This is a genomic window from Mucilaginibacter gilvus, from assembly GCF_004054195.1.
Lineage (GTDB): Bacteria > Bacteroidota > Bacteroidia > Sphingobacteriales > Sphingobacteriaceae > Mucilaginibacter > Mucilaginibacter gilvus.
Genome location: NZ_SBIW01000003.1, coordinates 861177 through 875705, shown reverse-complemented (window position 1 = coordinate 875705; position 14529 = coordinate 861177). Strand labels below are relative to the sequence as shown.

The following is a 14529-nucleotide window of genomic DNA, read 5'->3' as shown; positions in this document are numbered from 1 at the left end:
TGTGAGTAAACCCCACAGCATACAAGAAATGAACAGAATGGAAATACACTGCAAAGAAGAGCATTCACATTCAAGCTTCAATCCCCGAAAGCTATGAATAATAGTATGCTGAGGCAGGTATTCTGACTTGCTCCCCTTTGCCCTGTCTTCCCATCCGCGCAAAAGCGGGCAGTGACTTTAAGATCGGGCCTCGGTTGATAGAGCTTACAGCTGCGGGACAGTTACAGATTTTCACTGTATTCCCTTTTAATCCCGGTTTTAACGCCGGGAACCTTAAGCGGCGTAAAAGTACAACAACATTTACCATCCACAAATAAAATACCATGAGTTTAATACGTGGTGATTTGGCTGATCGACGTTAATTATTTCGTTCCGGATTATGGCGAAAATACCAGGCCCAGGCAATAGCTGAATTAAAGGCAAGCGGGGCAAGCGCCGCGGAATACAAAAAAAGGTTGCCGATGTATCGTCTATGATGGCGCAATACAATGCGAGCTTCACTTTTAGAACACTGTTCACCTATTTAGAAATTGCGCCGGTTGGGGTTGTAATATCGTTAATAGTCGTGCTGACCCTTAAAAATAGAGCTAACCGGCTCCGGTAAACTTACGGCTTAAAATAAAACTGATAAATATGAAAGAGTAACAGGCATTGGCGGCGTATTTTTTAGATTTGATGATCCAATGGGGATGAACGAGTGGTACGCCAAAAACCCTGGATTGCCTTCCAGTGCATACGGAACAACCTTTGAGTGGCGGGGGCCGGAAGAACCCTCTAAAGAAGGTTCCACATCCTGGTGTACCTTTCCGCAGGATACCAAATATTTTAACCCATCAACCAAACGTAGTAGATGACAATAGCGACCGGGGTTGAATCCTGTCGCTATTGTCAATCTGATGGAGGTATTTTTTTTAATCCCTTGCCGGGGAGTTTCCTTGTTACAAAAATGGGTCGATCAGTTTTATACTGCCATCGGCGTTATGTTCCAGCGTGGTCACCTTCACGTTTCTTAAATGTGTTTTGCCCGAGATCTCCGTATCGTGGTAAAATATGTACCATTTGCCTTTAACTTCTATGATGGAATGGTGGGTGGTCCAGCCTTGTACCGGTTTCATAAATACACCTTTATAGGTAAAGGGCCCAAGCGGGCTATCACCTATAGCATAAGTAAGCAGGTGCGTATCGCCGGTAGAATAGGTGAAGTAATACTTGCCGTTGTATTTGTGCATCCACGATCCTTCAAAAAACCTGCGGTTATGGTCTTTCCCCAATAAGGGTTTACCCAGGCTATCCAGTATCACCACATCTTTTACGGCACCGTCAAACTCCAGCATGTTCCCCTTTAATTTGGCAACCTTGCAGGTAATGGCCGGGGCATCATCTTTCTGCAGGTCGGTTTTAGAGCCATTGCTATCGTATTTGCCCTTATCCCAGCGTTGTAATTGCCCGCCCCAGATGCCGCCAAAATACATATATGAGCTGCCATCTGTATCGGTAAATACTGCCGGGTCTATACTAAAGCTACCCGCTATAGGTTGCGGCTGCGCTTTAAAAGGGCCTTCGGGGCGTTTTGAAGTAGCGACGCCAATTTTAAACACATCCTGCTTGTCCTTCACCGGGAAATACAGGTAATAAGTTCCATCTTTATAAGCGGCATCGGGTGCCCACAGTTGCCGGCCCGCCCATGGGATGTCTTTGATATCGAAACCCACACCATGATCGGTAACCTTACCGCCGATGCTGTCCATCGATAAAATATGATAGTCCTTCATGGCAAAATGGTCGCCGTTATCGTTCTCGGGGATGCCCGCGTCGATATCGTGCGACGGATAGATATAGATCTTCCCTTCAAATACGTGTGCCGAAGGATCGGCGGTGTAAATACTGCTGATGAGCGGCTTGGTAAGGTATTTAACTGTTGTGCTGTCGGTTTTAGCGGTATTTGCTTTCTGTGCCGGCGAATTGCAGGCAAACAACGAGCATACAGCAAATGGCAGCATTAAAAATGGCTTTGCTTTCATAAATGGATACATGTGGTTTATAATTTATGCTTGGTTAATTAACTCATTTTATTGATTGCCGCCTATGCCGGGTGCCTGCAGGTATTTCCTGTTCCTATAATAGCTTAGCGGATGCGCTGGCATTTGGTACCCTGCCGGGATGGGCCTGTTGGCAAAGGTTTGGAAATACAGCACGCAAGAATTTCTCCAACTGATGGCTTCATCATACTGAACTGCCATCAGCTGTTTAACAGTTTGAAACTGTTCCTTATCTACATAGCCGGCCATTTTATCCCAGGTGCGCTGCATTTGTTTAACAGAATCGGCACCCATGTAATAATGATGTACCATGTCGTCCCAAAGCGTCTTTCCCGACCGCATTTTATGATCCCACCGTACATGATGGAACCACAATAAATATTCATCAGGGCAGGTGGTTAAATTTTCAAACATATCCCTCACCGGCGGCTGATATTGGGCAGCAGCGTTGCTGCCCGTGCTGCTGCGGTTGAATCCTATGCCCGCCGAATCGGCCTTATGGTAATAGGTAGCATTCCAGTCAGCGCGGCCCGCGTTATCCACCCAAGGGCCGGGGCCGTAATGGGTATTAACGCCCATAATATGATGCAGGCCAAGCGGGGTCATGTAATTAACCGTATTCTCTCTCGATTGCAGCATAATGCTTTGCATCGGCGCAACAAAAGCAGGTTGATTGGTAAAGGTCATCTTCACCCAATCGGCAGCAATTGTAGCCGAACTTTGTGCAGGGTTCCATGCCAGGCGGCCAAACGCATACCAATTGGCTTGGGCAAAAGGGTGCCCGCACCAGTTAACATCAGAACCTATATTGGCGACGCCCGCCATCCCGGTGATGAGCTTAGGGTTAAACTTACCCGTGATAATATTTGCCACTGTGGAGCCTTTTCCCATGGCATAGGTGTCGGATTCCAGGCATTCTTTAAATAAAGGTGCTTCGTAAACTAGGTTTGTAGAGAAACCGAGGTACTCCTGCGTCAGCTGAAATTCGATCATGAGCGGCGTGTTAGGCATGGCGCCAAATAGTGGATGGAAAGGCTCCCGGGGTTGAAAATCTATCGGCCCGTTCTTCACCTGGACGATCACATTGCTTTTAAACTGCCCGTCGAGCGGTTTAAACTCGTTATAAGCCTGCTTCGCACGGTCATACGGCACATTGTTGTCGTATACAAAAGCCCGCCACATTACAATACCATTGTGGGGCGCTAAAGCATCCGCCAGCATGTTGGCGCCGTCGGCATGGCTGCGTTTATAGGCTTGCGGACCGGGCTGCCCTTCGGAATTGGCCTTCACCAGAAAGCCGCCAAAATCGGGGATGCCGCGGTAGATCTCATCCGCTTTATCCTTCCACCACTGTATTACCTGCGGGTCCAATGGGTCGGAGGTTTTAAGACCACCTATGTCGATGGGGCTGCTAAATTTAACAGAGAGGTATACTTTTATACCATAAGGCCGGAAGGTGTTCGCCAGTGCTTTCACTTTTTCCAGGTACTCCGGCGTAAGCATCAGCGCGTTGGCGTTTACATTATTCACTACCGAGCCATTGATGCCCACGGATGCGCTGGCACGGGCGTAATCAATATAACGCTGATCGATATAACCGGGTAGCTTATGCCAATTCCAAATGGATGAGCCGGCGTAACCCCGCTCCACGGTGCGGTTAAGGTTGTCCCAATGATCAAGCACCCGGTACATGATGCGCGGGTACTCCAGTATGTTTAAAACACCTATGGCCTGCTGTGTTTGCAGTAATTTTAAGAATCCAAAAACACCATGTAATATACCGATATCGGTTTGGGCCGTAATAACAATACATTTTTTATTATTGATGGTTACCGACCGAATAAGATACCCCTCCTTCCCGGTTTGCTGGATCTCGCTTTGTGCGATGGTATTTTTTGGAAGGTTTAGAGATGAAGAAACACCTACAAACAGCGTTGAATAATTCGGCTTTTCAATATCTTGGGGTTTTAGTGAAAGCATGCCTTCCAAACCTACGAGCAGCTCTTCCCTTGCCGCATTAAGGGTTGGCGAACCGGCTGTAAATTTCAGATACCGCAACTGCTGCACGTATTGCGCGGCTAACTTCTTATCCGCCACCGCATGATAGCCAAGCCAAAGCTTATAACCGTTATCGGCATAAACGTTACACGAAAGAGCCAGGAGCCCTAAAAAAAATGCAAATCGTTTCAACGGTATGATTGCCTTCATGGTTCAAATTCAGGAAATAACTTATAGTGGGTTTATAGTCTACAAAACAAATCTGAATAAAAAAAACGAGATAAACAATCGATTGCATAAAATGATTTAATAAAACAATGCCCGTTTAACACCCATCTCCAATCCCCTTAATTCTGCCAGTCCTTTTAGCCGGCCAATTACCGAGTAGCCGGGGTAAGTGTTGTAGTTATAATCATCGAGTATTTTATGCCCATGATCTGGCCGTATAGGGATAGCGATATCATTTCTCCCCTCCTTTTGGCGTTTTGCCTGCTCGGTAACCACGGCCCTCATCACCTCAAACATATTGGTACTGCCGCTTAAATGTCCTGCTTCGTAAAAACTACCATCTGCCTCGCGCTGAACGTTACGCAGGTGCAGGAAATGCACGTGGCTGCCCAAACTTGAGATGATCGCCGGGATATCGTTATCGCCCCGGGCACCAAGCGAGCCGGTACAAAGCGTGATACCGTTACTGGGCGAAGGGTATGCGTCAACAACATCCTGGAGATCCTGCCCGGTAGATACCACCCTTGGCAAGCCCAAAATCGGGAACGGCGGATCATCGGGGTGGATACACATTTTAATGCCATATTCCTCTGCGGCGGGCACAATAGCCTTTAAAAAATAAGCCAGGTTCGCCTTTAGTTTCCGCGCGTCTACTTCGCAGTATCTTTTTAAATGCGCTTTAAATTCGGCAATAGTGAACACCTCGTCTGTCCCGGGCAGGCCGGCTAATACGGTGTTTGTTAGTTGCGTTATCTCACTGGTGGTCAATTGATCAAGGTAACGCTTGGCGGCTATTTGCTGCCCGGTGGTAAATTCTTCATAAGCTCCTGCCCTCTCCAAAATATAAAGGTCGAACGCGGCCAAAGCCTTGGCATCATACCTTAAAGCCGATGCATTATTCGCCAGCCGGTGATCCAGGTGCGTGCGGGTCCAATCCAGTACCGGCATAAAGTTATAGCATACCGTGCCTATACCTGCCTTACCCAGATTGGCCAGCGTTTCCACGTACCGCTCTATGTATTTATCGCGCTCCGCCGCCCCGGTTTTTATGGCTTCGTGGATGTTAACGCTTTCCACCACCGCCCATTTAAAACCTGCCGCGTTAATATTAGCCTGGTACGCCGCTATCCCGACTGAGCTCCACACCTCTCCGCAAGGGATATGATACAAGGCGGAGACAATGCCGGTTGCGCCGGTTTGCCTGATGGCAGCTAAGGTTACAGGATCGGAGGGGCCAAACCACCGGAATGTTTGTTCTAAATCAGGTATCATACTATTCTATCGGTTTATTGTATCATCGCGTGGTGCTTTGTACTTCTCAAAGATTTAAAATTATCTTCACTGTTGAAAGCGATTTTACAATCGATTGTAAAATTTCCGTATTGTTGCCAAATAATTTTATATTTATCCATCCAAATAAAGCGGTTTAAACCATTACGGCAGATACACCGGGCAACCATTGCCCTACAACATAATGATGAAGGAAATTACTATTTATGATATAGCGGATAAACTTAAAATTTCGGCAGCTACAGTAAGCCGTGGGCTTAAGGATCATCCTCTGGTTAACCATAAAACCAAAAAGCTGATAGTTGACGCAGCCGAAGAAATGGGCTATCGCTCCAATTATATGGCCAGCAACCTGCGTAATCAAAAAAGCAATGTAATTGGCGTTATTGTGCCCAGACTCAACAGCAGTTTTATGTCTGATGTGATCGCCGGGATAGAAAAAGTAGTGAACGATGCCAATTACAACCTCTTCATCAGCCAGTCGCTGGAGACGATGAAGAAGGAAGCCAGCAACGCCAAAGCCATGCTGAATAACCGGGTGGAGGGATTATTGGTTTCGCTGGCTTACGATACGGCTGATATAGCGCATTTTGAGCCCTTCATCAAAAGAAAGATCCCGTTAGTGTTTTTCGATCGTGTTTTTGAACACGCCGCCTGCCCGCAGATCTATATAGATAACTATAAAGCAGCAAGGGAAGTTACTACTCACTTAATAGACCAGGGCTGCAAACGTATTGTACATATCACTGCTAATCTCCTCAGGAGCGTTTACTCCGAGCGGTTTAACGGCTACAAAAAAGCGTTGGAAGAACATCAGCTGGAGTTTGATGACAGCTTACTGATCGTTAACGACCTAAGCAGCCAGGCGGGGGTGGCAGCAGCAGGGCAAATATTAAAAATGCCTGTTTTACCCGATGGCGTTTTTGTTGCAAACGACCTCTGTGCCATCAGCTGTATGCAAACGCTTAAAAAACACGGTATAAACATCCCGCAGGATATTGCTTTCGCCGGGTTTAATAACGACCCTACAGCCTGCGTTGTAGAACCTAATTTAACCACCATAAACTATAAAGGCTATGAAATGGGCGAAGCAGCCGCGAAACTAATGGTGGCGCATTTAAACAACTATGATGTTAAACAAATGCACAGTGTGGTGTTAAGATCGGAGTTAATTATCCGGGAATCATCGCTGCGAAATAAAAGTTCATAATCGCCCCCAATATAAAATGAATCATAATACAAAAGTGGCCATCGTAACCGGCGGCGCATCTGGCCTCGGCTTCGCTACTGCAAAGAAACTGACAGAAAATAACATCCGGACCGTTATTATCGGTCGTGATGAGGTTAAGCTGAAACAAGCCGTTAGCCTTTTGGGCGAACTATGCAGCTACCGCGCTTTCGATCTGAGCGATATAGCGGGCATCCCGGGCCTGGTAAGCAATATTGTTAATGAGTTTGGCGGGCCGGATATATTGGTGAACAACGCCGGCATCAACCAAAAGAAACCCTTTGTTGAAGTTACCGACAGTGATTTTAAGCAGATCATTCAAACTAACCTTACCGCCGTTTTTGTACTGAGCCGCGAAGTAGTTAAACATATGGTTGAGGCCGGTAGTGGCAGTATTGTTAACATCAGTTCCATGGCATCGCAGTATGGGATCCCCTACGTAATTGCTTATACTGCAAGCAAGGCCGCCATTGAGGGAATGACAAGGGCAATGGCTACCGAACTATCACCGCAGGGCATACGGGTAAATTGTGTGGCGCCGGGCTTTATTGCTACCGATATGTCGGCCAAGGCGCTGGACAATGATCCAAACCGGAAACAAAAGGTACTATCCAGAACACCGATGGGTAAGCTGGGCGAACCTAACGACATTGCCGAAGCGATATTTTACCTATCCACAGAGGCGTCAAAATATGTCACCGGGGTAATATTACCGGTAGATGGCGGCAACTCTATAGGGTTTTAGCACGAATAAAACATAACGTAAAAAGGTCGGTTCAAATTGAACCGACCCTTTTCGTTTTTTAATATTACGTCTCTGTTTACCAGAAAATGGTATATAGTGCTACCAATATTCCGCAGATGAGCATTGCCCCTACTGCAAAAGCATTGGATGTTTTAAACATTTTAGCATCTATTTCCAATCCGTTGGTTTCTTTGCCTTTGGCAGCATCTATTAAGCTGATGATAACCATACCGGCTACGCAAATGATAAATACAAAGCCCATCCTATCCAGGAATGGGATCTCGTACAAACCACTCTCCGCGTTCTTAGTAGAAAATCCGCTTAACGCCAGTGACGACAGATCGACCATCTTAGGCAGGAATTTAAAGAATACCGAGAATGCGAAACCGCCGATTGTTGCAAAAAGGGCCGCGTTAGATGAAGCCTTTTTCCAGAAAAAGCCCAAGATAAACATGGCGAAGATCCCCGGTGATACAAAACCTGTATACTCCTGTATAAACTGAAAGCCGCCTTTTTTATCGATCCCTAAAAATGGTGAAATAGCAACGCCCAGTATCATGGCCACCACTACAGTAATTTTGCCCACTACAACCAACTGGTGGTCGGTAGCATCCTTGCGGATCTTCTTTTTGTAGATATCCAGCGTAAAGATGGTGGCAATACTATTTGCCTTACCCGCCAGCGAAGCAACTACGGCGGCGGTTAATGCTGCAAATGCTAGCCCCTTAACGCCATTCGGCAGTAAATTTAACAATACCGGGTAGGCATTATCATGGTTACTGGTAATGCTGCCCATCATCTCCGGGTTAAACACATTTTGCTTGTACAAAATGTAAGCGGCAATACCGGGCAGTACCACTATAAGCGGCATTAAAAGCTTTAAAAAAGCCGCGAACAGGATGCCGCTACGCGCGGTATTGAGGTTAGCGCCCAATGCCCGTTGCGTAATGTACTGGTTACAACCCCAATAGTTAAGGTTCACTATCCACATACCACCTATCAGCACCGTTAGGCCGGGCAGGTCGCCGTAGCTTGGGTTATCCTTCTTCAGGATCATCTGAAAGTGGTCGTTAGCGTGGCTGTACATGTCAGACAGGCCGTTTAACAAGCCGGGGTGGCCGTAAAATTCGCCTACCTTGGTTACCGCTATATAGGTGGTTACCAACCCGCCCAGGATAAGGAAAAACACCTGGATAACATCGGTATAACCAATAACCTTCATCCCGCCAAGGGTGATGATGATAGCAAAAAAGGCCAGGCCGGCTATACATAACTTAAAATCGATACCCGAGATGCCGTTGATGGCAATAGCCCCTAGGTACAGGATAGATGTTAAGTTTACAATAACGTACAGCAGCAGCCAAAACACAGCCATTATCATGGCAACTGTACTGTTGTACCGCTGGTGCAAAAACTGCGGCATGGTAAATATCTTATTTTTAAGATACACCGGTATAAAAAATACCGCTACAATAACAAGTGTTAAAGCCGCCATCCACTCGTAGGTAGAAATGGCCAAACCCATGGTAAAGCCGTTCCCGCTCATGGCAACAAACTGCTCGGCAGAAATGTTAGACGCGATCAAAGACGCGCCTATGGCCCACCAGGTAAGCGAGCCTTCGGCTAAAAAGTAATCTTTGGAGGTCGCGTCGGCATTGTGCTTACGGCGATAGATCCAATAACCGTAACATGCTACGATCAAAAAATAAACCAGGAACACGGCGTAATCGCCATACGAAAGGGATTTCATTTATCTGCTCAGTTTAATATTAGGTTTATAGCAGTATGGCTGTTAGATGTAACGGTTTATTAAATTTTCCAGGTATTCTTGCCTTCCGCTCTTAGCAGCAGGTTCGCCGTTACCCGCGGCGTAGTTACGCAGATCTTCTAAAGAAAGCGCGCCGTTCTCATAGTCTTTACCAGCGCCGCTGTCAAAAGAAGCATAACGATCTGTCCGCACTTTTTTGTAATCAGATTTTTGCAGGATGTCATCCGCTATAAGCAATGCCCTTGCAAAAACATCCATGCCGCCAACATGCGCGTAGAACAGGTCTGCGGGGTCTGTTGAGTTACGACGGATCTTCGCATCGAAGTTGATGCCACCGCCAGAGAAACCACCGGCCTCTAAAATGATGAGCATGTATTCTGCCACCTCGGTAATATCGTTCGGGAACTGATCTGTATCCCAGCCGTTCTGCGTATCGCCGCGGTTGGCATCAATCGAGCCCAGCAAGCCGCTGTCAGCAGCCACCTGCAGTTCATGCTGGAAGGTATGGCCCGCTAAAGTAGCATGGTTCACCTCCAGGTTCAGTTTAAAATCGTTCAGCAGATCGTATTTCTGCAGGAAACCGAATACGGTTGCCGCATCATAATCGTACTGGTGCTTGGTTGGCTCACATGGTTTTGGTTCGATAAAAAAAGTACCGGTAAAGCCCTGTTTGCGCGCGTAATCCTTAGCGGTATGCAGAAATTTGGCCAGGTGCTCCTGCTCGCGTTTCATATCGGTGTTCAGCAGGCTCATGTAACCTTCGCGGCCACCCCAAAACACGTAGTTTTCGCCACCTAAAGCAATGGTAGCATCAATAGCAGCCTTTACCTGTGCGCCGGCATGTGCCAGTACATGGAAATCGGGGTTGGTAGAAGCACCGTTCATATAACGGGCATGGCTAAATACGTTGGCGGTGCCCCAAAGCAATTTTACGCCGCTTGCAGCTTGTTTTTGTTTGGCATACGCTACCAAAGCCTGCAAGCGCCTTTCGTTATCGGCTACGTCATTGGTATAGTCTACCACGTCAATATCGTGAAAGCAGTAATACGGCAAATTCATTTTGGTGATAAATTCGAACGCGGCATCCATTTTATCCTTAGCGCGTTCTACCGCGTCTGTTTTAGCATCCCATGGAAAAACGTGCGTAGCACCCCCAAACGGATCGGCGCCGTTACCGTTAAACGAGTGCCAGTAAGCACAGGCAAAGCGCAAATGCTCTTTCATGGTTTTGCCTGCTACTACCTTATCCGCATCGTACCAGCGGAACGCCAGTGGATTATCAGATTGCTGCCCTTCGTATTTTACCTGGCCTATTCCTTTAAAAAACTCTTTTTCTCCCGTTACAATTGACATAGCTTTTAATTTTTTTTATTTTATTGAATTGATGATATACTTGTTAAATGCTGGTTAAGAATAGCTTTCCAGCTTTGATAAACTTCTTCGAAACCGGTGGCTGCCGGCTCTACCCGCCGGATTGGTTTCGCATTGCTGAATGCTTCTGTCGGTGAAAATATCTCGGCACCTATCCCCGCGCCAAGCGCCGCGCCCATACTTCCGTCGTTATCATACAGTTCTACGGGTACGCCGGTGGCATTTACAAAACTCTCGGTAAACAGCTTGCTCAAAAACAAGTTGTTCTTGCCCGCCCGTATTACCGTTGGCGACATCCCGTTCTCCCTCATAATATCCAGCCCGTACCTAAACGCGCAGGCAATACCCTCCTGCGCCGCCCTGAAGATGTGCGCGGGTGTATGCAAATTCAGATCGATATTATGCAGGTGCGCCCCTACTTGCTTATTGCTCAGCATGCGCTCGGCACCGTTGCCAAAAGGCATTATGCGCAGGCCGCCACTGCCTGAAGGCGCATTCTCTGCTTCGGCGTTTATTTGCTGATAGTTCATGTTTGCCGCAAACGTATTTTTAACCCAGCGGTAAAGGCTGCCCGTACCGTTTATACATAACAACACGCCAAGGCGCTTGCTATCATTAGCGTAGTTTACGTGGGCAAATGTGTTTACGCGCGATTGCGGATCGTAGGCAAGCTGGTCGCTTACGCCATAAATAACGCCGGATGTACCGGCTGTTGCCGCTACTTCACCCGGTTTTAATACGTTTAAGGATAAAGCATTATTGGGCTGATCGCCGGCTTTATAGGTAACCGGGATGCCCGCCTTAAGCTGCAGCGCATTGGCTACAGCCGGTGTTACCCTGCCATGTGCCGAAAAAACGGGTTTAACAGCAGGGAACAAACTATCGCTGAAACCGAAATACTCTATAATGTCTTTAGAAAGCCCGTTGAACTGGAAATCGAAAAAGATCCCTTCGGACATGGCCGAAGCAGATGTAGTGATCTCGCCCGTTAACTTCATGGCGATGTAATCGCCAGGGAGCATTATCTTATCTATCTTATCATAAATACCTGGCTCATTCTGCTTTACCCAGGCCAGTTTTGAGGCTGTAAAATTACCCGGAGAGTTGAGCATGTGCGATAAGCAGGTTTCGTGCCCTATATCCTCAAATGCTTTATCGCCAATTTCCACCGCGCGGCTGTCGCACCAGATAATACTGTTGCGCAAAACTTTCTGGTCTTTATCTACCAGTACTAAACCGTGCATCTGGTAGGCAATGCCTATAGCGGTGATATCTTTCGGGTCGTAACCGCCCTTTTGGTGGCATAAGGCAATGGCCCGCTCTGTTTGCTTCCACCAGCTATCCGGCGACTGCTCGGCCCAGCCGGTTTGCGGGGTGAGGATAGGTGCCTCAGTTTCGGGGTATTGTGCCGAAGCTACGAGACGTTGCCCGTCTATATCGACCACACTTATTTTCACGGATGATGTACCTAAATCGATACCTAACAATAGCATAAATAGTAGCTGTTTTTGGTTATAATTGCAGAAACGAAATTAAATTAAATTCATTAAAAAGCAATCGATTGTTTTAATTTATTTTACAATTCATCATCCGTTATGAAATCAAAAAAAAGAACTACCATTTACGATATCGCCGAAAAGCTAAACCTTAACCCTTCGTCGGTATCAAGAGCCCTAAATAATAGTAGTTCGGTTAACGATGCCACTAAAAAACTGATCTTAAAAACGGCTAAGGAACTCAATTACACCCGCAATACGCTGGCATCAAACCTGCGTAAAGGGCATTCCAAAACTATTGGTGTAGTGGTGCCGCGCATCAATCAAAACTTTTTCTCCAACGTAATTGCCGGTATTGAAGATGCCACCTATAAACAGGGTTATAATCTCATTATTTGTCAATCAAATGAATTGTATGATAAGGAGGTACAATGCGTAAACACGCTCATTAATCAACATGTGGATTGTATTGTAATATCTATATCGGTTGAAACCATTGACCATAAACACCTGCAAAACATCATAGACCACGGTATACAACTCATTCAGTTTGACCGTGTTGCCGATGAACTGGAAACTTTAAAAGTAACCAATGATAACGAGCAATCGTCTTTCGAGGCCGTTAGCCACATGATAAAACAAGGGTACAAACGTGTTGCCTTGCTGGAGGGGCCGCAAAAACTCAACATTTTCAGGCAGCGAAAAAATGGTTATCTGCGCGCGCTCGAAGAAAATGGCATACCTGTTATACCAGCCCTAATGATAGAGAACGCCTGGACTAAAGAACTAAGCGCGAACGCCACCCGCCAGTTACTAAGCCTGCCGCAACCACCTGATGCGATCTTCGCGTCCACATCAGATTTTTCGGCTTTGGGTGTTTTAGAGGTAGCAACCGCCATGAATGTTAAAGTACCGGAAGAGTTAGGCATTTGCGGTTATTCCAACGAGGACTTTACAGAGATAACCAGCCCCTCCATTACCACTATAGATCAGTTTAGTTTTTACATGGGAAAAACGGTGGCCAACCTGTACTTCCAGGAAATGGAAAATACCGATACGATGGTAGTGCCCAAAATTATCAGTATCAAGCCAAAACTCATCACCCGGTCGTCCACCCAAAAAACTATTTAATCGGTACCGGTTAAATAGTTTTTTTTCTATGATTTTTAGCCTGCGGTTATTACGCAAATAATGACCCTTTTTGCCACAAAAAGCACCTTTTTTTGGTAAAAACACGCAAATAAACGCAAATGCCTTTTAAGACTTGTTTTAGAATTTAACCACTCCCCTATATGCCTTTTTAGGCTGTAAATTCTGGTCGAATAACAAAGGGTAGTTCTTACGGCCCTTTACCGGGTAATCGTCGAGCCAGGTCTGGTTATCGGCTATGTTCCAAAAAGTCACCCCGGTTATCACGTCCTTATATTTTCTGAAAATATTAAAAACCATAGCATACTGCCTGGCCTGTTGCTGCTCTTTTTCGGCTGTAAAAGCATCAGATTCGCCGGGCAATTTGTCGCGCCGGTTCTTCTCCCAGGGGTATACCGACATGTCCAATTCCGTGATTTGTATTTTCAATCCCAGGGAGGAAAATTTTTGAATAGTGGCCTCCAGGTCTTTCTCCGACGGCTCAAATAACGACCAGTGCGCCTGCAACCCCACCCCATTAACCGGGATCTTGGCCTCGATAAGCCGCTTTAATAATTTATAGATGCGTTCCCTTTTTTCGGGGCGTTCGGTGTTGTAATCGTTATAAAAAAGGACGGCATTGGGGTCGGCAGCATGGGCATATTCAAATGCTTTAAAAATAAAATCCTCGCCGCATATCTTGTACCACAATGAGTTTCGTAAAAATTTGGTACTATCATCATCAATGGCTTCGTTCACCACATCCCATGCGTATATTTTGCCTTTATAGCGGCCAACCACAGTGTCAATATGGGTTTTCAGGCGCTGTAAGAGCACTTCTTTAGATACTTGCTTACCATCGTCACCTGTAAAAAGCCAGCTGGGGGTTTGCTCGTGCCAGCAAAGGTTATGGCCGCGTACCTTTATGCCATTTGCCTGTGCAAAAGCAACAATAGCGTCCGCGTCCCGCCAGTTATAGCGGTTTTCCGCCGGGTGGATCGGGCCCATTTTCATAGCATTTTCGGGCGTAATACTATTAAACTGACTGATTATCAATACACTCTTTTTACCATCCTTGAGTGATTGGGGTGACACCGCAACGCCCACAGGAAAATAAGAAGAGTAATAATCCTTAAGGCCCTTTACCGGGCCCGCCTGCTGAGCTTTCGCAGATGAATTACCTATAAAGGCAAATAAAGTAGTTGCCCCGAAGGCATAAATAGCGTTTTTAAACATAG

Annotated in this window: 10 protein-coding genes and 1 riboswitch; of the genes, 3 read left to right on the top strand and 7 right to left on the bottom strand. The window is 46.4% G+C overall.

The window, feature by feature from the left end:
- Positions 1-95 precede the first annotated feature (95 nt).
- A riboswitch (cobalamin riboswitch) is annotated at positions 96-291 on the bottom strand.
- Positions 292-938: 647 nt separating this feature from the next.
- The 3 genes from EPL05_RS09685 to uxuA form a co-directional block, all read right to left on the bottom strand.
- Positions 939-2021, bottom strand: coding sequence for a glycoside hydrolase family 43 protein (locus tag EPL05_RS09685; RefSeq protein ID WP_166727676.1), 1083 nt, complete (start codon positions 2019-2021; stop codon positions 939-941).
- A gap of 48 nt (positions 2022-2069) precedes the next feature.
- Positions 2070-4247, bottom strand: a complete 2178-nt coding sequence (locus EPL05_RS09680) for an alpha-glucuronidase family glycosyl hydrolase (protein WP_128533729.1) — start codon at positions 4245-4247, stop codon at positions 2070-2072.
- Between the two features lie 96 nt (positions 4248-4343).
- Positions 4344-5537 carry a mannonate dehydratase gene (uxuA, locus tag EPL05_RS09675; protein ID WP_128533728.1) on the bottom strand — a complete coding sequence of 398 codons (1194 nt, stop codon included), beginning with the start codon at positions 5535-5537 and terminating at the stop codon, positions 4344-4346.
- A 202-nt stretch (positions 5538-5739) separates the two neighbouring features.
- Here uxuA and EPL05_RS09670 point away from each other — a divergent pair, with 202 nt between their 5' ends.
- Both EPL05_RS09670 and EPL05_RS09665 read left to right on the top strand, forming a co-directional pair.
- The gene (locus tag EPL05_RS09670) at positions 5740-6765 is read left to right on the top strand and encodes a LacI family DNA-binding transcriptional regulator (protein ID WP_128533727.1); all 1026 of its coding nucleotides are present in this window, start codon (positions 5740-5742) and stop codon (positions 6763-6765) included.
- A 16-nt stretch (positions 6766-6781) separates the two neighbouring features.
- On the top strand, positions 6782-7528 hold the full coding sequence (locus tag EPL05_RS09665; protein WP_128533726.1) for an SDR family NAD(P)-dependent oxidoreductase: 747 nt from the start codon (positions 6782-6784) through the stop codon (positions 7526-7528).
- Between the two features lie 76 nt (positions 7529-7604).
- Here EPL05_RS09665 and EPL05_RS09660 read toward each other — a convergent pair whose 3' ends face one another.
- From EPL05_RS09660 to EPL05_RS09650, 3 genes are read right to left on the bottom strand one after another with little or no spacing between them, the layout of a single operon-like run.
- Positions 7605-9278, bottom strand: coding sequence for a sodium/sugar symporter (locus EPL05_RS09660; RefSeq protein ID WP_128533725.1), 1674 nt, complete (start codon positions 9276-9278; stop codon positions 7605-7607).
- Between the two features lie 42 nt (positions 9279-9320).
- The gene (gene xylA / locus EPL05_RS09655; RefSeq protein ID WP_128533724.1) at positions 9321-10649 is read right to left on the bottom strand and encodes a xylose isomerase; all 1329 of its coding nucleotides are present in this window, start codon (positions 10647-10649) and stop codon (positions 9321-9323) included.
- 20 nt (positions 10650-10669) lie between these two features.
- The gene (locus EPL05_RS09650; protein ID WP_128533723.1) at positions 10670-12160 is read right to left on the bottom strand and encodes a xylulokinase; all 1491 of its coding nucleotides are present in this window, start codon (positions 12158-12160) and stop codon (positions 10670-10672) included.
- A gap of 102 nt (positions 12161-12262) precedes the next feature.
- On the opposite strand from EPL05_RS09650, the gene EPL05_RS09645 reads away from it, so the two are divergent.
- Positions 12263-13294 (top strand): LacI family DNA-binding transcriptional regulator, encoded by a 1032-nt coding sequence (locus EPL05_RS09645; protein ID WP_128533722.1) that lies wholly within the window; start codon positions 12263-12265, stop codon positions 13292-13294.
- A gap of 138 nt (positions 13295-13432) precedes the next feature.
- On the opposite strand, the gene EPL05_RS09640 is transcribed toward EPL05_RS09645, so the two are convergent.
- Entirely contained in the window at positions 13433-14527 is a 1095-nt protein-coding gene (locus EPL05_RS09640) for an endo-1,4-beta-xylanase (RefSeq protein ID WP_128533721.1), read from the bottom strand.
- Between the last annotated feature and the right edge of the window lie 2 nt (positions 14528-14529).

Bases quoted from the DNA above. Each gene is read 5' to 3' on its own strand.
- EPL05_RS09650 (WP_128533723.1), bottom strand. From the start codon at position 12,160: ATGCTATTGTTAGGTATCGATTTAGGTACATCATCCGTGAAAATAAGT.
- EPL05_RS09660 (WP_128533725.1), bottom strand. From the start codon at position 9,278: ATGAAATCCCTTTCGTATGGCGATTACGCCGTGTTCCTGGTTTATTTT.
- uxuA (WP_128533728.1), bottom strand. From the start codon at position 5,537: ATGATACCTGATTTAGAACAAACATTCCGGTGGTTTGGCCCCTCCGAT.
- EPL05_RS09665 (WP_128533726.1), top strand. From the start codon at position 6,782: ATGAATCATAATACAAAAGTGGCCATCGTAACCGGCGGCGCATCTGGC.
- xylA (WP_128533724.1), bottom strand. From the start codon at position 10,649: ATGTCAATTGTAACGGGAGAAAAAGAGTTTTTTAAAGGAATAGGCCAG.
- EPL05_RS09680 (WP_128533729.1), bottom strand. From the start codon at position 4,247: ATGAAGGCAATCATACCGTTGAAACGATTTGCATTTTTTTTAGGGCTC.
- EPL05_RS09685 (WP_166727676.1), bottom strand. From the start codon at position 2,021: ATGAAAGCAAAGCCATTTTTAATGCTGCCATTTGCTGTATGCTCGTTG.
- EPL05_RS09670 (WP_128533727.1), top strand. From the start codon at position 5,740: ATGATGAAGGAAATTACTATTTATGATATAGCGGATAAACTTAAAATT.
- EPL05_RS09645 (WP_128533722.1), top strand. From the start codon at position 12,263: ATGAAATCAAAAAAAAGAACTACCATTTACGATATCGCCGAAAAGCTA.
- EPL05_RS09640 (WP_128533721.1), bottom strand. From the start codon at position 14,527: ATGTTTAAAAACGCTATTTATGCCTTCGGGGCAACTACTTTATTTGCC.